Genomic DNA, 23,762 nt, shown 5'->3' on the forward strand with positions numbered 1-23,762 from the left:
TTCGCGGCTGAGCGGAGTTAGCGGCTGGGTGGAGGAGGCGTCGGCGAGCGCCGGTTCGTCGGGCGAGTGCTGATCCGCCGCACCGGATCGGACGCGCGGACGTCAATCGTCGGCGGGCGCCACGCGCGGTGGCCAGGTGGTCGCGCCGAGTTCGCGGGAGACGTTCCGTGCCGTCTCGCGCAGGGCATTGAGGATCGCGTCCGAGGCGGGTGTCTGCGATGTGGGCAGCACCACGGCGACCGCGGCGACGATGTCGTTCGACGCGTCAGCGACGGGGGCGGCGATCGAGGACTCGCCGAGCACCGCCTCGTCGAACTCTCCGGCCGTGCCGCGTTCGGCGATGGCCGGCAGCTCGAGGGTCAGCCGAGCGACGTCGGTGATCGTGTCGCCGGTGAGGCTGCGCAGCGGCTGTTCGAACACGCTCTGCTGGAAACCCAGGTCGTAGGCGAGGAGGACCTTGCCCATCGCCGAGGCATGGGCGGGGATGGCCACCCCGGTCTCGAGCATCTGCTGGCTGTCGTCGGGTCGCAGGTTGTGATGGATGACGAGCACGTCGGTGAAGTGCGGTGCGCCCAGCCGTACCGAGAGGTTGGTGCGGCGCGCGAGTTCCTGCGTCCATCTCATCGCCCTGGCGCGTACGTCGAGGGTGTCGAGGTAGACGTTGCTCAGGCGCAGGAGAGTCGGACCGAGCATGTAGCGCTGGCCGCCCCGCTCCTTCGCGACGAGTCCGTGCGACCGCAGCGACTTCACGATCCCGTGCACGGTCGACGGCGGCAGGCTGAGTGCCGCCGCGAGGTCGGTGATGCCGAGGTGGCGTGCTCCCTGGAGCAGTTCGAGGATCTTCGCCGCGCGGTCGATCGCCTGGATCACGGTGAGGCCTCCTTCCGGTGCGTCGTCGAGCCGGAGCCGATGGAGCCGGGCTTCACGATTGATCTTGACAACCCGGCAGGGTCCGAGCATATTCGACATTAACGAATTGCTTTCGGATTTTTTGCGAAAGAGACCTCGAAGGATCAAAGGAGATCGAATGATGAAGAAGCTCATCAACGCCCCGGAAGACGTTCTCGTCGAATCGTTGAAGGGTGTCGCCCTCGCTCATCCGGAGCTCTCCGTCGACCTCGAGAACCATGTCATCACCCGAGCCACGCCCAAGGCCCAGGGCAAGGTCGCGATCGTCTCCGGTGGCGGCTCCGGCCATGAACCGCTGCACGGCGGGTTCGTCGGCACCGGGATGCTGGATGCGGCGGTCGCCGGCGAGGTCTTCACCTCCCCGACCCCCGATCGCGTGCAGGTGGCCACCCAGGCCGTGGATCGCGGCGCAGGTGTGCTGCACATCGTGAAGAACTACACCGGCGACGTGTTGAACTTCGAGATGGCCGCCGAGCTCGCCGCGATGGACGGGATCGAGGTCGGGAGCATCACCGTGGATGACGACGTCGCCGTGCAGGACTCGCTGTACACCGCCGGTCGCCGCGGGGTGGGCCTCACCGTGCTGCTCGAGAAGATCGTCGGAGCGGGCGCGGAAGAGGGGCGGGACCTCGCCGCCGTCGTCGAGCTGGCCAAGAAGGTCAACGGACAGGGGCGCTCGATGGGCATGGCTCTCACCAGTTGCACCGTGCCCGCCGCAGGCAAGCCCACGTTCGACCTTCCGGACGATCAGATGGAGATCGGCATCGGCATTCACGGCGAGCCCGGGCGTCACCGCGAACCCCTCGCTCCGGCATCCGAGATCGCCCGGCAGCTGGTCGAGCCGATCCTCGCCGATCTCGACGCCGCAGGACCCGCGATCGTGATGCTCAACGGCATGGGAGCTACGCCGCTCATCGAGCTCTACCTCATGTACGGCGAGGTCGCGGCGATCCTCGAGAAGTCGGGCGTGCAGATCGCCAGGAACCTCGTCGGCAACTACATCACGTCGCTCGACATGGCCGGGTGCTCGGTCACCCTGCTCAAGGCGGACGATGAGCTGCTGCGGTTGTGGGATGCCCCGGTGAACACCCCCGGTCTGCGGTGGGGCGTCTGATGGGCGCGGTCGACACCGTCGTGCTCGCCGACTGGGTCTCCCGGTTCGGTGCCGCCGTCACCGAGAAGCGCGACTGGCTCACCGAACTCGACTCGGCCATCGGCGACGCCGACCACGGAGCCAACATGGCTCGCGGTATGAGCGCCGTCGGCGAGAAACTCTCCGCGGGCGCACCCGGAAAGGTCGACGAACTGCTCAAGACCGTCGGCATGACCCTGGTGAGTTCCGTCGGCGGAGCCAGCGGACCCCTCTACGGCACCTTCTTCCTGCGGACGGGAATGGCGGCCGGGCCGGTGTCCGAACTCGACGGCCCCGCTCTTGCGGCTGCGTTGCGGGCAGGACTCGACGGCATCGTCGCACGCGGTAAGGCGGAAGCGGGGGACAAGACCATGTTCGACGCGATGGCGCCGGCGGTGGACGCGATGGACGCGGCACTCGCCGCGGGATCCTCTGTCGCCGAGGCGACCAGGGCCGCCGCGGACGCCGCGGCAGCCGGACGCGATGCCACGCTGCCGCTGGTGGCCCGCAAGGGCAGGGCGAGTTACCTCGGGGAGCGCAGCGCGGGGCACCTCGACCCGGGAGCGGCCTCCACGGCGATCCTCTTCGACACGCTCGCCGCAGCGGTCGCGGACACGGCCTGATGATCGGCATCGTCGCCGTCTCCCACAGCGCACGGCTCGGGGAGGCGGCACTGGAGCTTGCCCTGCAGATGGTGCACGACGGCGGAGTGCGCGTGCAGGTCGCGGCCGGAGCGGGAGTCGACGCCGAGGGGGCACCGATCCTCGGCACTGATGCCGTCGCGGTGGCAGCGGCCATCGATGAGCTCGCGGCGGAGTGCGAGGGCGTGCTCGTGCTCATGGATCTGGGATCCGCCGTGCTCAGCGCCGAGCTCGCCCTCGAGCTGCGATCGAGTGCGGTGCCGGTGCGGCTCGCCCCGGCACCGTTCGTGGAGGGACTGCTCGCCGCCGTCGTGTCCGCTGCTGCGGGCGGGACGCTGGATCAGGTGGCTGCCGAAGCCACGGCGGCGCTCGGGGTGAAGACCGGCGCGCTCGGCGCCGGGGAAGACCAGATCGCCGACGCACCGGCTGTGCCGCAGGCGGATGGTGACGTGCAGGTGCGTCGGGTGCGCGTCCGCAATCCGCTCGGCGTCCATGCGCGTCCCGCTGCCCTGATCGCCCGGGCCGCCGCCGGGACCGACGTACACCTGCGACGGCTTCCCGACGGCCCGGATGCGGCCGCCGCGAGCCTGACGCGCCTGCTCGTGCTCGGCGCGCGCCAGGGCGATGAACTGGAGCTGACCGCTCGCGGCGATGACGCGACGGAGGCACTGGATCGGCTGGTCGCTCTGTTCGACGACGGGTTCGGCGAGGGGACGGAGCAGGCACCACCCGAGACGGCGGTCGCACCGCCTTCCGGGGTGTCCGGAGCCGCAGAGGCATCCGCGGTCGATGCGCCGTCGTCGCGGGAGGGGGAGCCCGCGCGTGCGGTCCCGCCCGGCACGGTGCTTCGCGGACGAGGAGTGAGCTCCGGCCGAGTCGCCGCGCCCGTGGTCCACCTCGCGCCCCCGCTTCCCGAGCCCGACCCGACCACGGTCGTCCCCGAGGCCGACCGGGACTCCGAGGTCTCAGCGATCGAGTGGGCGGCCGTCGCTGTGGCCGATCAGCTCCGCTCGCGCACCGCGCAGGCGACGGGGGAGACCAGGGCGATCCTCGACGCTTCCCGGCTTCTGGCGTCCGATCCGGAGCTGGTGTCCGAGGCCACGGCGCTCGTGCGATCGAAGGGACGCAGTGCGGCCCGTGCGGTCTGGGAGACGGCTGTCGTCCATGAGAAGGCGCTCGCCGCGCTGGGAGGGCGGATGGCCGAGCGCATCGCCGACATCCGTGACGTGCGCGACCGGATCATCGCCGAGATCCTCCAGGTCGACATGCCGGGCGTGCCCGAGCGCGATGAGCCCTTCGTGCTGGTGGCGACGGATCTCGCCCCCGCCGATACCGCGCTGCTCGCCGGCGGAGGATGCATCGCCCTCGTCACCGCGCAGGGCGGGCCGACCTCGCACACCGCCATCATCGCGCGCTCCCTCGGTCTTCCGGCCGTGGTCGGCCTCGCGGACGCGGAAGCGATCCCGACCGGAGTCACGGTGCTCGTCGACGGTGACCGGGGAACGGTCGAGGTCGAGCCTGCGCCGTCCCGCGTCGCCGAGGCGCGAGCGTCGGCGACGGTCCTCGAATTCGACGGTGCAGGCGCGCTCGCCGACGGGCAGCGCGTCCCGCTCCTCGCGAACGTCGGGGGTGCGGCGGACGCGACGAACGCCGCTTCGGCCCAGGCGGAGGGCATCGGCCTCTTCCGCACGGAGTTCTGCTTTCTCGATCGCACGGACGCCCCGAGCGTCGACGAGCAGATCGCCGCCTATCGAGGGGTGCTGGCGGCCTTCCCCGGACGCAAGGTCGTGGTGCGCACCCTCGACGCCGGCAGCGACAAGCCGCTGCCCTTCGCCAACGCGGACCGCGAGGACAACCCGGCGCTCGGGGTCCGCGGTCTGCGGATCGCCAGACGTCGACCGCAGCTTCTCGACGACCAGCTGCGGGCTCTCGCACGGGCGGCCGCCGAGGAGGAGGCTGTGGTCGAGGTGATGGCGCCGATGGTCGCGACGGTCGACGAGGCCGCGGAGTTCGCCGATCGGTGCCGGGCGGCGGGGCTGGACCGGGTCGGCATCATGATCGAGACCCCGTCGGCGGCCCTGCTCGCGGCCGAACTGTTCGAGGTCGTCGACTTCGTGAGCCTGGGTACCAACGACCTCGCGCAGTACACGATGGCGGCCGACCGACTGCTCAGCGAGTTGGGGGATCTGAACGATCCGTGGCAGCCTGCGGTGCTTCGTCTCATCGCCGCCGTCGGCGAGGCAGGCCGTGCGGTGGGCAAGCCGGTGGGGGTGTGCGGCGAAGCCGGCGGTGACCCGGCACTTGCTCCCGTGCTGGTCGGACTGGGCGTGACCTCGCTATCGATGGCTCCACGGTCGCTGGGTCGGGTGGCAGCGAAGCTGAGCGAGCTGTCCTCGGTGGAGTGCGCACGGGCCGCGGCCGCCGCGGTCGGCGCTCCTTCGGCCGATGCGGCACGTTCGGCTGCTGCCGCTGCACTCGCCGACGGGTGAGCGACCCGGGTCAGCCCGCACCATATGCGTGCAGCGACATATTCTCCGTTTCATTCTGATATCGACATGCGCGCTCGGTGACGCTGTGGCGGGCCGGCCCCTAAGCTCAGAGGAGAGGGGGGGCGAGTGGCCACCCACGAGCAATCGGAGGGCTCATGTCCGCGCTGCGGTCCTATTCGCGATCAACTCTCGGGCTGCTGGCCGTGGGGGCCGTCGTGGCCCTGTCCGGATGCACCCCGGCTCCTCAGACGACGCCGAAACCGACCCCGTCGCCGGTCGAATCGGCACCGGAGCCCTATGCCGGCCCCGCGGTCTTCGTCGACGACGAGCTCGACTGGTTCCTGCCGAGCGCGGAGGATATCGCGAGGATCCTGCCCGACGTCGGTGAGGTCGGCACGCCGACACCGTCCCTGATCCAGGTCTCCGACGGCGGTGGTCCCGACCTCTCGCCGGCGATCTGCAGCTCGTTGGTGTACGAACCCTCCCTGACGTCGATCGGTGCACGCTCCGTCACCTGGACCAGTGCTGTGCCCGAGCAGAGGGAGGGGTGGCTGCATGTGCTCCAGTTCGCCGACGAGGCGGCGGCGCAGGGGCTCATGGACACGTACGTCGACGCCGCTCAGCAGTGCGCGCAGTTCGCGTACGGGGGCGGCGCGTCGACGTTCGATTCGACCACGGCGGAGTCCGAGGACGGAGTTCGGGCCGTCGCGGGGTCGCTGGTGATCGATGACGGGTTCGGCGGCGGACACCGTCTCTACCAGGGGTATGCCTCGGTCGGCAATGTGCTCGTGAACTTCTGGCAGCCGTTCTCCGGCGAAGCCGCCTTCGACAGCGCGCAGGCCGCGTCCTTCCTCCGGGACCAGGCATCCGCCGCCCAGAAGCGGCTGGTGGAGGAGCTGACCGCGAATCCGCCGGAGGCCCCTGCCTCCCCGCCCGCGGTCGACCCCGGAGCCGCGTGGAGCACGTGGGACGTGACCGTCGAGGGTATCGGACCGATCGTCCTCGGAACCGAGCTCGACGACGCCATCGCGGCGGTGCCGGGAGCGGAGGTCATCCGGTCGGAGTGGGCGGGCGGGCAGACCCGGATCGTCAGTCCCGACGGGGCTGCGTCGTTGCTTCTCTGGACGGACGACGGCGCCACCGTGGTGGTCGCCGCCTCGGTCGGCTTCGCCAACGTCGCGGATGAGCCGCGTGAGGACCCGGCTGCGCTGCCGGCGGCAGGCGATGTGAGGATCGGGGACACCGTGGCCGAAGCCATGAGCGCGTTCCCGGGCGGGACATCGATCAGGATCGTGTCGTCGGGGGAGTACCTGTACCAGTGGACGACTCGCGAGGGAGAGGCGATCCGGTTCCGCGTCGATCGCGACGCCGCGGACCCGGATGCCGTGATCACCGGAATCCTGACGGAGGACGCGACGCTGCGCCGGCTCCCCGACTTCGGCTGAGCTTCACCCCGCGGGGGCGGGGCGCTCGGAAGGCTCGGCGGGGCTTTCGTTTGACTAACTGAACGATCGGTCGGTTAGTATGAGCGGATCGGGTGCTGCAGGTGCGCATCCGACCCGCTCGACGAGGAGGTCGACGATGACGGAAGCGACGACGCAGACGCCGGATGCCGTGCGCCCGAATCGAGCCATGATGGAACGTGACCGCGCATCGGCCGCACTGGGGCTCGTCGTCGAACGCGACGATCCGGGCCATGCGATCGTGTCGATGCGCGTGCGGGATGACATGACGAACGGCTTCCACATCACGCACGGCGGCTTCGTGTTCGCCCTCGCCGACACCGCCTTCGCGATCGCGTGCAACGAGGATGACCGGGTGACGGTCGCGGCGGGTGCGGACATCTCCTTTCTCAAATCGACCGTGTCCGGCCAGACGCTCACCGCGACGGCGGTCCGACGGACGCGCACGGGGCGCTCCGGCATCTATGACGTGAGCGTGGTCGACGAGCAGGGTGAGCCCGTCGCCGAGTTCCGCGGACGCTCCCGCACCACCAACCAGACCCTCTGATCCCCACCTCCGGAGCCCCTCGTGTCGACGACGACCGCAACGCCCTCCCGTGTCCGCCCTCCCGCAGCCGACGAGCTCGACGCCGAAGAGCGTATGAGTCGCGAGGAGATCGCGGCTCTCCAGCTCGAACGGCTTCAGCAGACCGTTCGCCATGCGTACGCGAACGTCCCTCTCTACACGCGCAAGTTCGATGATGCGGGTGTGCATCCGGATGACATCCGCACCCTGGATGACGTGCAGCGGCTGCCGTTCACGACCAAGGCGGATCTGCGCGAGACCTATCCGTTCGGGATGTTCGCGGTGCCGATGTCCGACGTCGCCCGCATCCACGCATCCAGCGGCACCACGGGCCGGCCGACGGTCGTCGGCTACACGAGGGGCGATCTCGACCGGTGGGCTTCTCTGGTGGCGCGTTCGCTGCGGGCGAGTGGCATCCGCGCCGGCATGAAGGTGCACAACGCCTACGGATACGGACTGTTCACGGGGGGACTCGGCGCGCACGCGGGCATCGAAGCGCTCGGTGCGACCGTCATCCCGATGTCCGGTGGCCAGACGGCCCGTCAGGTGCAGCTGATCCTCGATTTCGAGCCGGATGCGATCCTGTGCACTCCGAGCTATCTGCTCACGATCGCCGACGCGATGGCGGCGCAGGGGGTCGACCCGCGCTCCACGTCGTTGAAGGTCGCTGTTCTGGGCGCCGAGCCGTGGTCGAACGAGATGCGCCACGAGCTCGAACAGCGTCTGGGAATCGACGCTCTGGACATCTACGGACTCAGCGAGGTCATGGGGCCCGGGGTGGGCAACGAATGCCTCGAGACGAAGGACGGCCCGCATCTGTGGGAGGACCACTTCCTGCCGGAGATCATCGACGGCGAGAGCGGGGCGGTGCTGCCGGACGGGGAGCTCGGCGAACTCGTGTTCACCTCGCTGACGAAGGAGGCCTTCCCCGTGATCCGCTATCGCACCCGCGACCTCACCCGTCTGCTGCCGGGGACCGCGCGTGCGGGGATGCGCCGCATGGAGAAGATCACGGGCCGCAACGACGACATGATCATCCTGCGCGGGGTGAACCTGTTCCCCACCCAGATCGAGGAGCTGGTGCTGGGGATCGAACAGCTGACGCCGCACTTCATCCTCGAGCTGTCGAAGGACGGCCGGATGGACACGTTGAAGGTGCGGATCGAACGCCACCCCGACCTGTCCGTCGAGACCTGCCAGAGCGCCGCGGAGGTGCTCGCGCAGCGCATCAAGATCTTCGTCGGGTCGACGGTCGCCGTCCAGCTGGAAGAGCCGGGGACGCTGCCGCGAAGCGAGGGGAAGTACAAGCGGGTGTACGACCTGCGGTGACGACGGGCGACACCCGGATCGCCTCGCGGCCGGCGATCCGGCCTGTGCGGCTGATCGGGTGCGAGACTGTGGGGTGATGTCCGAGATGCAGAGCACACGACGCGGCCGCCCCGGCTACGACCAGCAGGGGATCCTCGGCGTCGCCGTCGCCGCCTTCAACGAGTACGGGTACGACGCGACGTCGATCGGCATGCTCGCCGAGCGGCTCGGCCTGTCGAAGTCGGCGATCTATCACCACTTCGGATCGAAGGACGAGATCCTCGACCTCGCGCTCGACGCGGCGCTCAGCGGCCTGGAAGCCGTGGTCGAGAACCCGCTTCCGGAATCGGAGGATGGACCGGAGGCCTCGAACGCGGTGGACCGCCTCGAGCATGTGCTGCGCGGTGCCGTCCGTGTGCTCGTGGAGCAGCTGCCGGCCGTGACGCTGCTGCTGCGCGTACGGGGCAACACCGACGTGGAGCGCAAGGCGCTGATCCGCCGTCGGGCCTTCGACCGTCGGATCACCGCGCTGGTGTCGGAGGCGCAGAGCGAGGGCGCGTTGCGTGCCGACATCGATGCGAGCGTGGTCGCGCGTCTCGTGTTCGGGATGATCAACTCGATCGTCGAGTGGTACCGACCCGGGGGGCGCGAGGGCGCCGACCGTCTCGCCGACGACGTGGTCGCGATCGCCCTCGACGGGCTGCGCACGAACGACGACGCCGGAGTCCCTGCCGTCTGACCGGGATCCGGCGGTCGTTGCGACGCCGCCGTCAGACCTGCGCCTTCTCCTTCGCGACCAGCGTGAGCACATCGTAGGTGGCCACGATGTCGTCGTGCTGGTTCTTCAGCACGGCATCCCAGCGCACCTCCCCGTACTCGTCGGTCTCCCGCGGAGTGATCTGCTTGGCGGTGAGCTCGACGCGGATGTCGTCGCCGGGGGAGACCGGCGTCACGAACCGCAGGTTCTCGAGCCCGGAGTTGGCGAGCACGGGGCCGGGCGCCGGGTCGACGAAGAGCCCCGCAGCCCACGACACCAGCAGATAGCCGTGGGCGACGCGTCCCGGGAAGAACGGGTTCGCTGCGGCCGAGGTCTCATCCATGTGGGCGTAGAACGTGTCGCCGGTGAATGCGGCGAACGTCTCGATGTCCTCGAGGGTGACGGTGCGGGAACCGCTCGCCACCTGGTCGCCCACATGGAGCTCGGCCAGCGACTTGCGGAAGGGATGCACTCCGTCGCTCTGCTCGTACGGGCGTGAGGTCGCTCCCTGATGCCAGACGCCGGTGAGGGCGGTCATCATCTCGGGCGAGCCCTGCACCGCGGTGCGCTGCATGTGGTGCAGCACGGCGCGGATGCCGCCGAGCTCCTCGCCTCCGCCCGCGCGCCCGGGGCCGCCGTGCACGAGGTTCGGGAGCGGGGAACCGTGCCCGGTCGAGCTGCGCGCATCATCGCGATCGAGGAAGAGCACGCGCCCGTTGTACGCGGCCATGCCGGTCGCGAGTGCGACAGCGACCTCGGGGTCGTGCGTGGCCACACTCGTCACGAGCGACCCTCCGCCCCGGGCCACGAGGGCGCTCGCCTCATCGAGGGTGCGGTAGCCGACGATGCTCGACACCGGGCCGAACGCCTCGATCTCGTTGACCGCCGCGCTTTCCGGGTCGGGGAACCGCAGCAGCATCGGCGCCACGAACGCACCGTCGGGGGCCGGCCCTTCGCTGCCGTCGCCGTGCCGGACGGTCGGTGCATCGGTCGTGCCGATCACGAGCTCTCCTCCGCCGGCCTGCAGGCGGCCGACCTGACGCAGCACCTCCTCGCGCTGCGCGATCGAGGCGAGCGGACCCATCGTCACGCCCTCGGCGCGGGGGTCGCCGAGGACGACACGTGTCGAGAGGCGTTCCCGGACTGCGGCGATGACGTCGTCGACGGCAGTCGTCGGCACGATCGCGCGGCGGATCGCCGTGCACTTCTGGCCGGCCTTGGTGGTCATCTCGGCGACGAGCTGCTTGACGTACGCGTCGAACTCGGGCGTGCCGGAGACGGCATCCGTCCCGAGGATCGAGGCGTTGATCGAATCGGTCTCGCTCGTGAAGCGCACACCTCCCGTCTGCACGGAATCGTGAGCGCGCAGCTGCTCGGCCGTCGATGCCGAACCGGTGAAGGCCACGAGGTCGCCCAGCCGCAGCTCGTCGAAGAGACCGGGCACGCTGCCCGAGACGAGCTGCAGCGAGCCGTCGGGAAGGAGCCCCGACTCCACCATCACGCGCACCATGGCTTCGGCGAGGTACCCGGTGGGGGTGGCGGGTTTCACCAGGGTCGGGACGCCGGCGAGGAACGCGGGCGCGAACTTCTCGAGCGATCCCCAGACCGGGAAGTTGAAGGCGTTGATCTGCACGGCGACGCCGCGCAGCCGCGTGTAGATGTGGCGGCCGAGGAAGGAGCCGTCCTTGGACAGGTTCTCCACGCCTCCGTCGACATACACCTTCGCATTCGGCAGCTCGCGTCGGCCCTTGCTCGAGTACGCGAACAGCACGCCGATCCCGCCGTCGATGTCCACCCAGGAATCCTGCGCCGTGGCACCGGTGCGGCTGGAGAGCTCGTACAGCTCGGCCTTGCGCTCCGTCAGGGCGAGAGCCAGTTGCTTGAGGCGCACGGCACGCTGATGGAAGGTGAGCTCTCCCAGCGAGACCTGGCCCACGGTGCGGGCGTGCTCGAGGGCGGCGCCCAGATCGAGTCCCTCGGTCGAGACACGGGCCACGACCTCACCCGTCGACGCATCCCGGACCTCGGTGGTCTTCGCGTCGGACGACGGCGTCCACCACTCTCCCTGGACGTAGCTGGGGAGGGTCTCGATCATCTCTGTTCCTTTCATGTGGGTTCCTTTCATGAGGGTTCCCTTCATGAGGGTTCCCTTCATGAGGCGTCCCATTCGTAGAAGCCGCGTCCGCTCTTGCGGCCGAGGTGTCCCTCAGCGACCAGTCGACGCAGCAGGGCGGGAGGTTCGAAGCGCTCGCCCAGATGCGCGGCGAGGTACTCGGCGATGCCGAGCCGCACGTCGAGGCCGACGATGTCGGTGAGCCGGAGCGGGCCGACCGGGTGCTTGTATCCGAGCGTCATCGCGGCGTCGATGTCCTCGGCGGAGGCGACGCCTTCCTCGAGCATGCGGATCGCCTCGAGGCCGACGGCGACGCCGAGTCGGGAGGACGCGAATCCGGGGGCATCTGCCACCACGATCGGCGTCTTGCCCAGCGCCTCCACCCAGCTGCGGGCGGAATCGACGAGCGGGGGAGCCGTGGTCGCACCCCGCACGATCTCGACGAGCGTGGAGGCCGGCACGGGGTTGAAGAAGTGCATGCCGAGGAAGCGTGAGGGGTGATCGAGCACGGCGGCCAGCTCATCGATAGAGATGGAGGAGGTGTTCGAGGCGATCGCCGCGTCGGGCGCGATCGCCGCCTCGACGCGTCGGAGCGCATCGATCTTGAGGGCGAGGTCTTCCGGCACCGCCTCGACGACGAGCGCGCACGACGCGAACAGCGCCGTATCCGTGCCCGTGGCGAGACGCTCCCGGTACCGGTCGACGGATTCGCCCGCCGTGCCTCTGGCGATCGAGGAGTCGACGGATTCGAGCACGCGGGCCGATGCCGATCTGGCCGCATGGGCATCGCGTTCGACGACGGTGACGCGGGAGCCTGCCAGCAGGAATGCGTGGGCGATCCCGGCGCCCATGCGTCCGCCGCCGAGCACCCCCACGTGTCGCGGGGCCGGGGAACTGCTCTCGGTCATCGGTCTCTCCGCTCCAGGAAGTCGGTCATCCGCCGGAACTTCTCCGGACTCTCGAAGAGCTCGGCCTGCGCTTCCAGGTCGACGGCGGGATGGTGGTCGCGCGGCGCGCGGAAGACACGCTTGGTCGCGATGGTGGCTGCCCGGTCGTTGCGGGCGATGCGATCGACGAGGGCGTGGGCGGCGGGCAGAAGCTCCGCGGTCTCATGGATCGCCGATACGAGACCGATGCGCAGCGCCTCATCGGCCTTCACGGTGCGTCCGGTGAGCAGCAGCTCGATGGCCCTGGCGTCTCCGATGATCTCCTTCAGGCGCCACCCTGCCCCCGCTGCGGCGAGGATGCCCAGCCCGGTCTCGGGGTTGCCGATGGCGAGCGATGGCGAGGCGATGCGGATGTCCGCGGCATAGGCGAGTTCGGCTCCTCCACCGAGGGCGTACCCGTCGATCGCGGCGATGACCGGCATCGGCAGCTCGGCGAGCCGGATGAACGCGTGGGCGTTGATCCCACGAAGCGCATCGGCCGCACGGCGCTCGCGCAGCTCGGCGATGTCGGCGCCCGCGGCGAACACTCCTCCGGCCCCGGTGAGGATCAGCGGGCGCGGCACGGCTTCGAGTTCGGCGCACAGCACGTGGATCGCGTCGATCGTGGCCTGGTCGATCGCGTTGCGCTTGTGCGGTCGGTGGAGCGTCGCCACCACGCGGTCGTCGTGACGCTCGACGACGAGCGGTCCGCTGTCGAGGGGGCCGGCGGCCATCAGACCTTCTCCACGATCACGGCTGCGCCCTGCCCCACGCCGACGCACATGGTGGCGAGTCCGTATCGAGAGCCTTCGCGCTCCATGCGGCCGAGGAGGGTGACGAGCAGACGGGATCCGGAGGAGCCGAGTGGGTGGCCGAGGGCGATGGCTCCGCCGTCGGCATTCACGCGCGACTCGTCGAGTCCGAGTCTTCTGATGCAGGCGATGGATTGCGTGGCGAACGCCTCGTTGAGCTCGATCGAGCCGATGTCGTCGATAGAGAGCCCGGATCGACGCAGCGCCTTCTGTGTCGCAGGAACCGGGCCGAGGCCCATGACCTCGGGAGCCAGGCCCGCACTGGTGCCGGCCACAATACGTGCCCGCGGCACCAGTCCGTAGCGCTCGACGGCTTCCGCGCTCGCCACGACGATCGCGGAAGCACCGTCGTTGAGGGCGCTGGAGTTGCCGGCGGTGACGACCTGACCGCCGGCCACGACGGGACGCAGGCGCGCAAGTCCCTCGAGGGTCGTCTCCGGACGGGGGCCCTCGTCCACGCGGACCTCCGCACCGGCGCTGACGGCGGCGTCGAGGGGGACGCCGACGATCTCCGCCTCGAAGCGTCCATCGGCGATCGCCGCGGCGGCGCGCTGCTGCGATCGCAGTGCGAACGCATCCGCTTCTTCGCGGGTGATGCCGTCGACGCGAGCGACCTCCTCTGCGGTCTCCGGCATCGTGAACGTCGCCTTCTCTCGTGCGAGCAGGCGGGGGTTCGGGAATCTCCAGCCGATCGAGGTGTCGAAAGCAGCGCCCGGCTTCGCCCAGGCCTTCTCCGGTTTGGCCTGCACCCAGGGGGCGCGTGTCATCGACTCGACGCCGCCGGCGACGATGAGGTCGGCATCACCGGCGCGGATCGCCTGCGCTGCCATCGTGACGGCCGACATCCCGGAGGCGCACAGCCGGTTGACCGTGATGCCGGGCACGGTGTCGGGGAGGCCCGCGAGCAGGACGGCCATCCGGGCGACGTTGCGGTTGTCTTCCCCGGCCTGGTTGGCCGCACCGAGGATCACCTCGTCGATCTCCGCCTGCAGGGGGTCGATCCCCGCGCGCCGCACCGCTTCGCGCACGACGATCGATGCGAGATCGTCGGGGCGCACGGAGGCGAGGGCGCCGCCGTAGCGTCCGACCGGGGTGCGTACGCCTCCGACGAGATATGCCTCGGTCATGCGGAACTCCTGACTTCGTTGTCTCGACGGCGACCGTCGTCCGGCTGATCGGTCTGTCCGGACGATCGGCCCGAATTACTGACCGATCGTCCGGTAATTATGGCACAGGCGCGGTGACCACCGCGATCCCGCGTCGTCGATCGGCTCGTCAGGTGTGCAGATCCACGCCCTTCGTCTCTTTGACGAGCGAGACGCCGATGAGCGAGATCACGGCGGCCACGGCGATGTAGATGCCGATTGTCCATGCCGCGTGGAACTGGTTCATCAGAGCCTCGGCGATCATCGGTGCGAAGGCTCCGCCGAGGATGGCCCCGAGGGCATACCCGATCGAGACGCCCGAGTAGCGCACGTTCGCGGGGAACATCTCCGCGTAGAGGGCGGCCTGAGGGCCGTACGACAAACCGAGGGCGAACGTCATCACGAACAGCGCCACGAAGTACCAGAGGATGTTCGCGGTATCGATCAGGAACCACATCGGCACCGCCCAGAGCGCGAGTGCCACGTAGCCGATCTGGAACGTGCGGATGCGGCCGAGTCGATCGGAGAGATGTCCGCCCCACAGGGTGAAGATGAGCCAGCCGAACGAGGCGAGCGTCGTCGCCAGCAGCACCGGCGGACGTTCCATGCCCAGCGTCGTGACGGCGTAGGTCGCGAAGAAGGCGATGAGCAGGTAGCCCGCCGCGTTGTTCGCGATGAAGATGATCGCGGTGAGGACGACCTGCTTGGTGTTCTGGCGGAACAGGCGGCTCAGCGGGGCGGAGGCCTCCTTGCGGCGACGTCGCAGATCCTCGAAGACCGGGCTCTCGTCGACCGCGCGACGGATCACGTAACCGACAGCGATGAGCACGATCGAGAGCAGGAACGGGATGCGCCACCCCCACTCGAGGAAGGCCTCCGGCGACATCGAGCTGGTGAGCACCCACAGTGTCGAGGTCGCGAGGATCATGCCGACAGGCACGCCGATCTGCGGAAAGGCCCCGAAGAGCCCTCGTCGGTTGTTCGGGGCATGCTCGACTGCCATCAATGCCGCGCCGCCCCACTCGCCACCCGCGGAGAACCCCTGCACGATGCGGAGCAGGATGAGCAGGATGGGCGCGGCCACGCCGATGGCCGCGTACGTCGGCAGGAGACCGATCAGAGACGTGGACAGTCCCATCATGATGAGTGTGAGCACGAGCATCTTCTTGCGCCCGAGCTTGTCGCCGAGGTGGCCGGCGACGATCGCCCCCAGGGGGCGGAAGAGGAACGAGATGCCGATCGTGGCGAAGGAGAGCACCTGCGCGAAGCCGGGACTCTCCTCGGCGATGGGGGCGAGGAACAGGGGCGCGAGGACCAGCCCTGCGGCCTGGGCGTAGATGAAGAAGTCGTACCACTCGATCGACGTACCGACGAGGGTGCCGGCGAGCACCCTCCGTTCTTCGGCGGGCATTCGTGCGGACGAGGTGCGGTCGGACACTGCTGACGTCATGCGAACTCCGTTGTTCTGCGATTCCGAGGGGAGAGGGCGATGAAGCACTCCGGTTATTCATGACCGAATGGTCGGTCAGTAATTGCCGAGCGTAGCGCATCGTCATCCGCGGAATCGAGAATCCAGGACTTCTCCGTCAGACCCTCCCGAACGCGCGCAGCGGATGCTCGATGAGCTCGGTCACCCGCCGCAGGAAGCCCGCGGCGTAGCCGCCGTCGCACACCCGGTGGTCGAACGCGAGGGAGAGCTGCACGATCCGGCGCGCCACGATCGCCCCCTCCACGACCCACGGTCGCTCGATGATCCGCCCGATGCCGAGGATCGCCACATCGGGGTGGTTGATGATCGCGGCCGATCCATCGACCCCGAGGCCGCCGTAGTTGTTGAGGGTGAACGTCGATCCCCGCAGGCGCTCCGGCGGCATCGTCCCGGAGCGCGCCGTGGCGGTGAGCTCGCGCAGTGCCGTGTCGAGCTGCGCGACCGTGAGCGCGTGCGCGCGGGGGAGCACCGGAACAAGGAGCCCCCGTTCGGTGTCTGCTGCGATGCCGAGGTTCACGCCGTCGAACGAGATGATCTCGTCCCCGCTCTCGTTGAGGCGCGATGCGAGCACGGGATAGTCCTCGAGGGCGAGCAGGACGAAACGTGCGAGGAGCGCGGTCACCGACGGAGCCTTGCCTCCCTCCGGTGCCATCTGCGAACGCAGGTCCCACAGCGTGGTGGCATCGACGTCGACCCAGACGGTGGCTTCGGGGATCTCGGATCGGCTGCGGGTGAGCTTCGCGCTCACAGCCCGACGCAACGGCGACATCCGCTCGCGGGAGAGCACCCCGAGGCCGTCGACCGTCTCGGCGAGCGGGTGTCCGGGCGTGCCGACGCCTGCGGTGGAGCCGTCATGGTGCGCGGCGGCAGTGTCCACGGCAGCGTCGACGGCAGTGTCGACGGCAGTGTCGACGGCGTTCTCGACGGCGGCCCGCAGCACGTCTGCGCGCGTCACGGCGCCGTCGGTGCCGGTCGCGGCGATCGAGTGCACGTCGAGACCGAGGTCCCGAGCGAGTCTGCGAACGAGCGGGGAGCGGACAGCGACAGGTCTGCGGTCGGCCGATCGCGACGGAGGAGGAGTCTCGGGGGTGCTCGGGGCGGAAGGGACCGCGGTCGGCGTGGGGGTCGATGCTGTCGCCGGTGACCGAGGCGCAGACACCGAGGCGGCTGACGGACGGCGTCGCCCCATGGTGGGACGCGCGGTGGTGCCGTAGCCGATGAGCACGTTCCCCGAACCCGCGCGCTCCTCTTCGCGGTAGACCTCGTGCTCGGGTTGCGCCGGTTCGGCGGTGGGCGCGGCCGGAGACGGCAGGGAGTCCGCCACCTCGAGCACGGGGGCACCGACGTCGATCGTGTCGCCGGCGGTGCCGTGCAATGCGGTGACGATGCCGGCGAACGGCGACGGCAGCTCGACGATGCTCTTCGCGGTCTCGACCTCGGCGATCGGCTGATCGGTCGTGATGGTGTCTCCCACCGACACGAGCCACTGCACGAGTCCGGCCTCGGTGAGGCCTTCGCCGAGGTCGGGCAGGAGGAACACCTGCGTGCGGGCGTGCGGCTTCAGCGGGGTGCTCATGCGTCGTCCTCCCAGTGCAGCGTGTCGATCGCGTCGAGCACGCGATCGACGTCGGGCAGGTACCAGTGCTCGAGCTTCGGCGGGGCGTACGGAGTGTCGAAGCCGGTCACCCGTCGCACGGGAGCTGCGAGGTACTCGAAGCAGCGCTCGAAGACGCGAGCCTGGATCTCGGATGCGACGCTCACGTATCCCGGGGCCTCGGCGATGACCACGGCGCGGCCGGTCGACTTCACGGCGGCCGTCACCGTCGCATCGTCGAACGGCGAGAGTGAGCGCACGTCGACGACCTGCACGCTGCGCCCCTCGGCGGCGGCGACGTCGGCGACGTCGAGCGCGAGCGGAACCGATGACCCGTATGCCAGGAGCGTCACGTCGGAACCCTCACGGGCGATTCGGGCCGTTCCCAGGTCGGCGGTGACCGAGGTGTCGACCTCGCCCTTGGCCCAGTAGAGCTTCTTCGGTTCGAGGAAGACCACAGGGTCGGGGGAGGCGATCGCCGCACGCAGCAGCGAGTAGGCATCCTGCGGAGTGGACGGGCTGACGACCGTGAGGCCGGGCGTGTGCGCGTAGTACGCCTCGGACGAGTCGCAGTGATGCTCCACCCCGCCGATGCCGCCGCCGAAGGGGATGCGGATCACCAACGGCATCCGCATGCCGCCCCGGGTGCGGTTGCCGAGTTTGGCGACGTGGCTGACGACCTGCTCGAAGGCGGGGAGGGCGAACGCATCGAACTGCATCTCGACCACGGGACGAAGGCCGTTCATGGCCATGCCGACAGCGGTGCCGACGATGCCGGATTCCGCGAGCGGGGTGTCGAAGCAGCGCTCTTCGCCGAAGCGGGCGGTGAGACCGTCGGTGATGCGGAAGACGCCGCCCAGCGCGCCCACGTCTTCGCCGAACACCACGACATCGGGATCGGACTCGATGGCATCGGCCAGGGCACGGTTCAACGCGGCGGCCATCGTCATCGTCGTCACCGTGGCGGCTTCGCTCTCGGTGCGGGTGTCGTCCTGTGCGATCGTCATCGGCGTGCTCCGTTCATCGCGGCTCCGGCTCCGGCTCCGGCTCCGGCTCCGGCTCCGGCATCGGTGAGACGCGACCGTTCGATCTCGCCGCGCAGCAGGTCCCACTGCTCGTCGAGCTGAGAGGATCGGGTCTCGGTCACGAAGCGGAACAGGTCTTCGGGGTCGAGGTCGGCGTCGGTGTTCAACGCGGTCCGCATCGCTGCGGCGATCTCCTCGGCTCCCGAGGCGAAGCGCTCCTCGGTCGCGGTGTCGAGCGCGCCGGTGGCGGTCAGGTGCGCCCGAAGGCGCAGCAGCGGGTCGCGGGCGATCCAGGCCTGCACCTCGTCGCGCTCCCGGTAGCGGGTGTCGTCGTCGGCGTTGGTGTGCGCCTGCACCCGATACGTGTGCGCCTCGACGAGGCTCGGCCCTCCGCCGGCGCGGGCGCGAGACATGGCCTCGTCGAGCACGGCGACCACGGCGGCGACGTCGTTGCCGTCGACCCGCTGCCCGGGCATTCCGTAGCCGATGGCCTTGTGGGCGAGCGAGGGGGCGGCGGTCTGGCGCGAGAGCGGGACCGAGATCGCGAACTCGTTGTTCTGCACGAAGAAGACCACGGGGACGTGGAACACCGCGGCGAAGTTCATGGCTTCGTGGAAGTCGCCCTCACTGGTGGCGCCGTCGCCGCAGAGCGCGAGGACGACCGTGTCCTCGCCCCGATGCTTCGCCGCCTGGGCGAAGCCGACGGCGTGCAGCAGCTGGGTGGCGAGCGGAGTGGCCTGCGGGGCGACGCGGTGGGCGCGCACGTCGTACCCCGAATGCCAGTCGCCCTTGAGGAGCACCATCGCATCGGCGGGGTCGACACCGCGCGCGATGACGGCGACCGAGTCGCGGTAGGTGGGGAACAGCCAATCCGTGGCGCCGAGCGACATGGCGGCACCGACCTGGCAGGCTTCCTGCCCGTGCGACGACGGGTAGACGGCGAGGCGGCCCTGGCGCACGAGGGCTCCAGCCTGATCGTTGATGCGCCGGCCCTCGACGAGCCCGCGGTACGCCGCGAGCAGCGTGTCCGAATCGGGGAGCGCATACCGCTCGTCGGCGACGGCCGTTCCGTCTTCGTCGATCAGTTGCACCGCGGTGTCGCGCGGGAGCAGGTCGGTGTGCAGCATGCGTTCGCCCTCCTTGCCGAACTCGATGAGGACAGCATGCCTCTGGGGCGTCACTCATCCAAGATCTTTTGCGGAATCGTGGATGAAAGCTCGTCACATGAGGCATTCTTGAGCGAAGTGTCAGAAATTCTGCATCGAGGAAGGGGTCGCATGGTTGCTCTGGATGAGACGGATCGGGCAATCCTCGAGGAACTGCGTCAGGATGCGCGCGCGTCGATGACCGCGATCGCGGATGCCGTGCACATCTCGCGCGCCGGTGCGCACGCGAGGATCAAACGGCTCACCGACACAGGCGTCATCACGGGGTACACGGTGCGCACCGACCCTGTGCTGCTCGGGCACCACGCCAGTGCCTACGTGACTCTCGCGATCGAGCAGGCGACCTGGCAGTCGGTGAGCGAACGGCTGCGCTCGATACCCGAGATCGAGCACATGGCGCTGGTCGGTGGCGACTTCGACGTGATCCTGCTGGTGCGCGCGAACGACGCCCGCGATCTGCGTCGCATCGTGCTGGAGGACATCCAGGCGATCCCCTCGATCCGCTCGACGAGGACGACGCTGATCTTCGAGGACTATCCGCGGAACTGAACGAACGACGACACGACGACGATCCCGATGCACAGGACCCCGAATGCCGTTGCGAGAGCGGTGAGGGCGACGAGCAGCCCTCCGCCGGGCGCCGTGATCCGCGCCGAGCCCGGCGGCGTCGCGCCCGGAAGCGTCGAGTGCAGCCATGCGGTCATCCGCAGCTGACGTCGGCGTGCCGCGAACCAGAGGGCGCAGGCCGCCACGAGGCCGACAGCACCGGGGACGAACCCCCACGCGGTGAAGGCGGGCGGTAGCAGCAGAGGGAAGACGCGCAGCGACACCAGCGAGCCGATGGCGATCGCGAGGGCCGTGCGGCGCCAGGCGAGTTCGGTGCGCTCGGGTTGCAGGCCCGGATCGAAAGGCCCCTGTGCGTGTGGCCCCGGAGCATCCGGTCGTCCGGCATCCGACCTGCGAGCCGTCACCGCCAGAGCACCCCGGCCAGGACGAGCAGGCCGACGACCGTCACCACGATCGCGAGCACCACGGCAGAGAATGCTCCGGGCAGTGGGCGGGAGCGACGCATCGCACGTTCGGCGCGCATCCACTCCCACCAGGCCAGCGGTGCGACGGCAGTGCCGGTGACGATCAGCACCAGCGAGGCTGCGAGACGGAAGCCGGCGTGGAGGTCGAGGCCGAGCACCTCGAGGGCGACGCCACCGGCGATCAGCGCGAGCCCGGTGCGCGTCCAGGCGAGAAACGTCCGCTCGTTCGCGAGGGAGAAGCGCGGATCGGGCTCCTCACCGGTTTCGTAGACCGAGGCGGGGAAACGTCGCATCGCCTCATCGTAGCGGCGCGGGCAGATCGTGAAGGGTCGGCGGGAGGAGCGGGCGACGTCAGCTGATCGTGAGCTCGAACCCGTCGGCCGTGGGGGAGACAGCGACCTGGGAGAGGTCGGTGACCAGGACGGTCGGGTGGTGGGCCGCGGCGTGCGTGCCCACGCCGACGACGCGCATTCCCGCAGCGAGGCCCGCCTGGATGCCCGCACCGGAGTCTTCGAACACGACACAATCCGCCGGAGCGATCCCGAGCAGTTCTGCCGCGCGGAGGAACCCTTCGGGGTCGGGCTTGGAGGCGGACACATCCTCGGCCGTGACCTTCTGTGCGGGAACGGCGAGGCCCGCGGCCCGCATCCGTGCGGTCATGAGTGCGACATTCGCGGAGGTGACGATCGCGTGTGGGAAGGGCCGCAGCGCATCGAGCAGCGCACGTGCGCCGGGGATCTCGATCACTCCGTCGACGTCACCCGCCTCGTTCGCGAGCATGATGTCGTTCTCGTGGAGGTTGATCGCATGATCGCGCTCCGGAAGCATGATCGCCATGCTCTGATGGCCCTGTCGCCCGTGCACGGTGCGCAGCACCGTCTCCGGATCGATGCCGTGCGGCTCTGCCCATGCGAGCCACAGCCGTTCCACGACGGCGGTCGAGTCGACGAGGGTGCCGTCCATGTCGAGGAGGGCGGCGCGGGCGGCGATGGTCTGGGTCACCCGTCCAGGCTAGTCGCACACGCGACGAACGCCCGGGCGCGCGAGCCGGTGCGCGGCGTGCGCGGCTTCTAGGATGTGGACCGGGAAGGACGAGGATGAACGCACTCGCGAGCAGGGTGATGCAGGTGCTGCGTCAGGTGCGCGGCCCGGCGACGGCGGAGGCCGTCTTCGAGGCGACGGCGCTGATCGTCGGCGCCGGTTTCTTCGTCGCAGGATTCCTGATCGGACTCCCGGTCTTCTGGGGCCACGACCTGGCGATCAGCGGCAGCGGCTCGATCGGAGTCTTCGCGGCGTACGGGGGCGCGATCACCGCCGTCATCGCCTTCACCCTCGGGCGCGTCGCCGTGCGACCCGCGCAGCCCGACCCCCGCGCGGCGCGCGACGGTTTCAGCGTGCCGGGGGATCGGCTGCGGTGGTACGACCTCACCGCCATCGCCTTCGCGCATGCGGCCATCGCGTACCTCGGCTGGCTCGGCGTCGCCGAGCTCCTCGAGCGGAGCTTCACCGATGCCCCGGTGTTCCCGTTCCCCGGCGCCATCCTGGTGGCGGTCGCCTTCGCGCTGACCGGATACGTCTGTTTCCTCAGTGCCGTCGCCCTGACCCCGATGGTGCTGTCGCTGGTGCTCGCCGTCTTCCTCGTGGTCGGCGCATTCGCCAGCATGCTCGCCTCCAGCGACGTGCACTGGTGGCGCGACAACCTGTCAGCGCTCGGCATGAGCACCAACAGCGCATCGGTCGCGTTCAATGTGACGCTGGTCATCGCCGGGGTGATGATCACGACGATCTCCCGCTACGCGACCGCGGGACTCCCGGCCGAGAGCCCGGAGGAACGGCGAGGACGCTTCATGGTGCGCGGCGGACTGATCCTGATGGGCATCTTCCTCGCGTGCGTCGGTATCTTCCCGGTGGACGAGTTCTTCCTCCTGCACAACACCGTCGCGACGGGTATGACCGTGGTGTTCGGGATCATCGTGGTCGGCCTGCCGTGGTTCCTGCCGACCATCCCTCGTGTGTTCGTGGTCTTCGGGTGGATCTACGTGCTGGTGATCATCCTGCTCGCGGCCTTCTTCGCGGTCGGCTACTACAACCTCACCGCTGTCGAGCTGATCGCCGCCGTGCTGATCTTCAGCTGGATCATCGTGTTCCTCCGCACGGCGGGGTCGGTCACCGCACCGGCGGTCTCGGCCGATGCAGCGACCGAGACGGGCTGACGAGGCGGGCTGACGAGGCGGGCTGACGAGGCGGTCGCGCCGGGGCTAGTCCCAGATCGGATCGTCGGGGTCGGGGGAGTCCGTGCCGTCGGCGTCGGTCATGATGCGCGCTTCGGCGATCCACGACGTCAGAGAATCGTCGTGGAGCATATGAGGTCGTGGCGGGCCGAGAAGCTCGGGGATCGTCACGATGCTCAGCGGCTCGTCGCTCGCGAAGATGACGACGTTGCCCAGTGGCCCTTCATCATCCTCCGGTTCGGCGTCGAGGACGACGGCGACGTGGTCGAACACGGTGCGCAGGGTGGCCGCCTGTCGCCGTGAGTACTCGAACGGGTGCCCGTCGAGCAGGTTCACGGCCACGACGCCCGCCGCGGCGGAGCGTGCGGCGACGCGGCGGTAGAACTCCTGGCTGGCCACACGATGTCGGATGACCGCGGCATCCCACAGATCCACGACGGTGAACTGCGCATCCACCCAGTCGGTGTCGATCGCGGTGCTCTCCGCTGCAGCCGCGGCGACCGCGGGGACAGAGGACGAGGGCGCCGACGAGCGCTTCTCGTCGGGGAGATCCGCGTCTGCGACCGCTCGCGCATCGCCGAAGATGACGCGCAGATCGGTGCCGGAGGGCAGCGGCAGGGCGGCGACCACCGCGGTGTAGAGGGCGGGTTCGAACTCCACCGCGAGCTGCGGGGACCCGGCACGCGTGGCCGCGACGTAGCGAGCCAGCGTGAGTGCTCCGGCGCCCAGATGCACGGTGAACAGCGGGGCACCGGGCTCCGCCGCGGCGTCCATCGCTCTGGCGATGTGCTGGATGTAGTCGTATTCGAGCGCGGTGGGATCGGTCATCGAGACGACGGACTGCGGAATCCCATCGACGCTGAGCTCGAAGCGACCGGGTCGTCTCTTCGACTCCATCAGCTTCGCCTTGCGATTGTCGAGCATGAGCGAGAACACCCGGCGATTCCTTGGCACCCGTCGATCCTA

General features: G+C 69.5%; 22 protein-coding genes. 9 read left to right on the forward strand and 13 right to left on the reverse strand.

What is annotated here, in order from left to right; genetic code table 11:
* Positions 1–102: 102 nt before the first annotated feature.
* Positions 103–870 (reverse strand): IclR family transcriptional regulator, encoded by a 768-nt coding sequence (locus ABDC25_RS05145; protein ID WP_029260505.1) that lies wholly within the window; start codon positions 868–870, stop codon positions 103–105.
* Positions 871–1,030: 160 nt separating this feature from the next.
* On the opposite strand from ABDC25_RS05145, the gene dhaK reads away from it, so the two are divergent.
* From dhaK to ABDC25_RS05180, 7 genes are all read left to right on the forward strand, one after another.
* Positions 1,031–2,023, forward strand: a complete 993-nt coding sequence (dhaK, locus tag ABDC25_RS05150) for a dihydroxyacetone kinase subunit DhaK (protein WP_029260506.1) — start codon at positions 1,031–1,033, stop codon at positions 2,021–2,023.
* On the forward strand, positions 2,023–2,664 hold the full coding sequence (gene dhaL, locus ABDC25_RS05155) for a dihydroxyacetone kinase subunit DhaL (protein WP_136025247.1): 642 nt from the start codon (positions 2,023–2,025) through the stop codon (positions 2,662–2,664). Before dhaK ends, dhaL begins: the two co-directional genes overlap by 1 nt.
* Positions 2,664–5,171 carry a phosphoenolpyruvate--protein phosphotransferase gene (gene ptsP / locus ABDC25_RS05160; protein ID WP_021198801.1) on the forward strand — a complete coding sequence of 836 codons (2,508 nt, stop codon included), beginning with the start codon at positions 2,664–2,666 and terminating at the stop codon, positions 5,169–5,171. The genes dhaL and ptsP overlap by 1 nt, the downstream gene beginning before the upstream one ends.
* A 155-nt stretch (positions 5,172–5,326) precedes the next feature.
* Positions 5,327–6,616, forward strand: coding sequence for a hypothetical protein (locus ABDC25_RS05165; protein WP_347125169.1), 1,290 nt, complete (start codon positions 5,327–5,329; stop codon positions 6,614–6,616).
* A 136-nt stretch (positions 6,617–6,752) separates the two neighbouring features.
* Positions 6,753–7,181, forward strand: a complete 429-nt coding sequence (gene paaI / locus ABDC25_RS05170) for a hydroxyphenylacetyl-CoA thioesterase PaaI (RefSeq protein ID WP_021198799.1) — start codon at positions 6,753–6,755, stop codon at positions 7,179–7,181.
* 93 nt (positions 7,182–7,274) lie between these two features.
* Entirely contained in the window at positions 7,275–8,528 is a 1,254-nt protein-coding gene (gene paaK / locus ABDC25_RS05175; RefSeq protein WP_231479851.1) for a phenylacetate--CoA ligase PaaK, read from the forward strand.
* 76 nt (positions 8,529–8,604) lie between these two features.
* Positions 8,605–9,246, forward strand: coding sequence for a TetR/AcrR family transcriptional regulator (locus ABDC25_RS05180; RefSeq protein WP_347125171.1), 642 nt, complete (start codon positions 8,605–8,607; stop codon positions 9,244–9,246).
* Positions 9,247–9,277: 31 nt separating this feature from the next.
* Here ABDC25_RS05180 and paaZ read toward each other — a convergent pair whose 3' ends face one another.
* The 8 genes from paaZ to ABDC25_RS05220 form a co-directional block, all read right to left on the reverse strand.
* A complete protein-coding gene (gene paaZ, locus ABDC25_RS05185; RefSeq protein WP_021198796.1) occupies positions 9,278–11,359 on the reverse strand; it encodes a phenylacetic acid degradation bifunctional protein PaaZ in 2,082 nt (693 codons plus the stop codon).
* A gap of 56 nt (positions 11,360–11,415) precedes the next feature.
* Positions 11,416–12,285, reverse strand: coding sequence for a 3-hydroxyacyl-CoA dehydrogenase family protein (locus ABDC25_RS05190; protein WP_021198795.1), 870 nt, complete (start codon positions 12,283–12,285; stop codon positions 11,416–11,418).
* Positions 12,282–13,037, reverse strand: coding sequence for an enoyl-CoA hydratase/isomerase family protein (locus tag ABDC25_RS05195; RefSeq protein ID WP_021198794.1), 756 nt, complete (start codon positions 13,035–13,037; stop codon positions 12,282–12,284). Before ABDC25_RS05195 ends, ABDC25_RS05190 begins: the two co-directional genes overlap by 4 nt.
* Positions 13,037–14,242 carry an acetyl-CoA C-acyltransferase gene (locus ABDC25_RS05200; RefSeq protein ID WP_347125174.1) on the reverse strand — a complete coding sequence of 402 codons (1,206 nt, stop codon included), beginning with the start codon at positions 14,240–14,242 and terminating at the stop codon, positions 13,037–13,039. The genes ABDC25_RS05195 and ABDC25_RS05200 overlap by 1 nt, the downstream gene beginning before the upstream one ends.
* A 148-nt stretch (positions 14,243–14,390) precedes the next feature.
* A complete protein-coding gene (locus ABDC25_RS05205) occupies positions 14,391–15,710 on the reverse strand; it encodes an MFS transporter (protein WP_167253366.1) in 1,320 nt (439 codons plus the stop codon).
* Positions 15,711–15,846: 136 nt separating this feature from the next.
* Complete coding sequence (locus ABDC25_RS05210) at positions 15,847–17,325, reverse strand: dihydrolipoamide acetyltransferase family protein (RefSeq protein ID WP_347125176.1); 1,479 nt, start codon at positions 17,323–17,325, stop codon at positions 15,847–15,849.
* Complete coding sequence (locus tag ABDC25_RS05215) at positions 17,322–18,350, reverse strand: alpha-ketoacid dehydrogenase subunit beta (protein ID WP_051667895.1); 1,029 nt, start codon at positions 18,348–18,350, stop codon at positions 17,322–17,324. The genes ABDC25_RS05210 and ABDC25_RS05215 overlap by 4 nt, the downstream gene beginning before the upstream one ends.
* Positions 18,347–19,495: a thiamine pyrophosphate-dependent enzyme gene (locus ABDC25_RS05220; protein ID WP_347125936.1), complete on the reverse strand. Its 1,149-nt coding sequence runs from the start codon at positions 19,493–19,495 to the stop codon at positions 18,347–18,349. The genes ABDC25_RS05215 and ABDC25_RS05220 overlap by 4 nt, the downstream gene beginning before the upstream one ends.
* A gap of 150 nt (positions 19,496–19,645) precedes the next feature.
* Between ABDC25_RS05220 and ABDC25_RS05225 the strand changes: the two genes are divergently transcribed.
* Positions 19,646–20,083, forward strand: coding sequence for an Lrp/AsnC family transcriptional regulator (locus ABDC25_RS05225; protein WP_347125179.1), 438 nt, complete (start codon positions 19,646–19,648; stop codon positions 20,081–20,083).
* On the opposite strand, the gene ABDC25_RS05230 is transcribed toward ABDC25_RS05225, so the two are convergent.
* Genes ABDC25_RS05230 through ABDC25_RS05240 form a run of 3 tightly spaced genes read right to left on the reverse strand, consistent with a single transcriptional unit; the run spans position 20,068 to position 21,567 of the window.
* The gene (locus ABDC25_RS05230; protein WP_167253369.1) at positions 20,068–20,505 is read right to left on the reverse strand and encodes a DUF202 domain-containing protein; all 438 of its coding nucleotides are present in this window, start codon (positions 20,503–20,505) and stop codon (positions 20,068–20,070) included. The genes ABDC25_RS05225 and ABDC25_RS05230 overlap by 16 nt on opposite strands.
* Entirely contained in the window at positions 20,502–20,858 is a 357-nt protein-coding gene (locus ABDC25_RS05235; RefSeq protein WP_021198786.1) for a DUF202 domain-containing protein, read from the reverse strand. Before ABDC25_RS05235 ends, ABDC25_RS05230 begins: the two co-directional genes overlap by 4 nt.
* Before the next feature lie 58 nt (positions 20,859–20,916).
* The gene (locus ABDC25_RS05240; RefSeq protein ID WP_347125181.1) at positions 20,917–21,567 is read right to left on the reverse strand and encodes an HAD-IA family hydrolase; all 651 of its coding nucleotides are present in this window, start codon (positions 21,565–21,567) and stop codon (positions 20,917–20,919) included.
* A 95-nt stretch (positions 21,568–21,662) separates the two neighbouring features.
* Between ABDC25_RS05240 and ABDC25_RS05245 the strand changes: the two genes are divergently transcribed.
* Complete coding sequence (locus ABDC25_RS05245; RefSeq protein ID WP_347125182.1) at positions 21,663–22,778, forward strand: DUF998 domain-containing protein; 1,116 nt, start codon at positions 21,663–21,665, stop codon at positions 22,776–22,778.
* Positions 22,779–22,823: 45 nt separating this feature from the next.
* Here the strand turns inward: ABDC25_RS05245 and ABDC25_RS05250 are convergent, their stop codons facing one another.
* Entirely contained in the window at positions 22,824–23,750 is a 927-nt protein-coding gene (locus ABDC25_RS05250; protein WP_347125184.1) for a hypothetical protein, read from the reverse strand.
* Positions 23,751–23,762: the final 12 nt, after the last annotated feature.

This window comes from Microbacterium sp. SY138, from assembly GCF_039729145.1.
In the GTDB taxonomy this organism is placed as follows: Bacteria; Actinomycetota; Actinomycetes; order Actinomycetales; family Microbacteriaceae; genus Microbacterium; species Microbacterium maritypicum_A.

Coding starts and splice junctions, on each gene's coding strand:
- dhaK (WP_029260506.1), top strand. CDS start 1,031: ATGAAGAAGCTCATCAACGCCCCGGAAGACGTTCTCGTCGAATCGTTG.
- dhaL (WP_136025247.1), top strand. CDS start 2,023: ATGGGCGCGGTCGACACCGTCGTGCTCGCCGACTGGGTCTCCCGGTTC.
- ptsP (WP_021198801.1), top strand. CDS start 2,664: ATGATCGGCATCGTCGCCGTCTCCCACAGCGCACGGCTCGGGGAGGCG.
- ABDC25_RS05165 (WP_347125169.1), top strand. CDS start 5,327: ATGTCCGCGCTGCGGTCCTATTCGCGATCAACTCTCGGGCTGCTGGCC.
- paaI (WP_021198799.1), top strand. CDS start 6,753: ATGACGGAAGCGACGACGCAGACGCCGGATGCCGTGCGCCCGAATCGA.
- paaK (WP_231479851.1), top strand. CDS start 7,275: ATGAGTCGCGAGGAGATCGCGGCTCTCCAGCTCGAACGGCTTCAGCAG.
- ABDC25_RS05180 (WP_347125171.1), top strand. CDS start 8,605: ATGTCCGAGATGCAGAGCACACGACGCGGCCGCCCCGGCTACGACCAG.
- paaZ (WP_021198796.1), bottom strand. CDS start 11,359: ATGATCGAGACCCTCCCCAGCTACGTCCAGGGAGAGTGGTGGACGCCG.
- ABDC25_RS05190 (WP_021198795.1), bottom strand. CDS start 12,285: ATGACCGAGAGCAGTTCCCCGGCCCCGCGACACGTGGGGGTGCTCGGC.
- ABDC25_RS05195 (WP_021198794.1), bottom strand. CDS start 13,037: ATGGCCGCCGGCCCCCTCGACAGCGGACCGCTCGTCGTCGAGCGTCAC.
- ABDC25_RS05200 (WP_347125174.1), bottom strand. CDS start 14,242: ATGACCGAGGCATATCTCGTCGGAGGCGTACGCACCCCGGTCGGACGC.
- ABDC25_RS05205 (WP_167253366.1), bottom strand. CDS start 15,710: ATGACGTCAGCAGTGTCCGACCGCACCTCGTCCGCACGAATGCCCGCC.
- ABDC25_RS05210 (WP_347125176.1), bottom strand. CDS start 17,325: ATGAGCACCCCGCTGAAGCCGCACGCCCGCACGCAGGTGTTCCTCCTG.
- ABDC25_RS05215 (WP_051667895.1), bottom strand. CDS start 18,350: ATGACGATCGCACAGGACGACACCCGCACCGAGAGCGAAGCCGCCACG.
- ABDC25_RS05220 (WP_347125936.1), bottom strand. CDS start 19,495: ATGCTGCACACCGACCTGCTCCCGCGCGACACCGCGGTGCAACTGATC.
- ABDC25_RS05225 (WP_347125179.1), top strand. CDS start 19,646: ATGGTTGCTCTGGATGAGACGGATCGGGCAATCCTCGAGGAACTGCGT.
- ABDC25_RS05235 (WP_021198786.1), bottom strand. CDS start 20,858: ATGCGACGTTTCCCCGCCTCGGTCTACGAAACCGGTGAGGAGCCCGAT.
- ABDC25_RS05245 (WP_347125182.1), top strand. CDS start 21,663: ATGAACGCACTCGCGAGCAGGGTGATGCAGGTGCTGCGTCAGGTGCGC.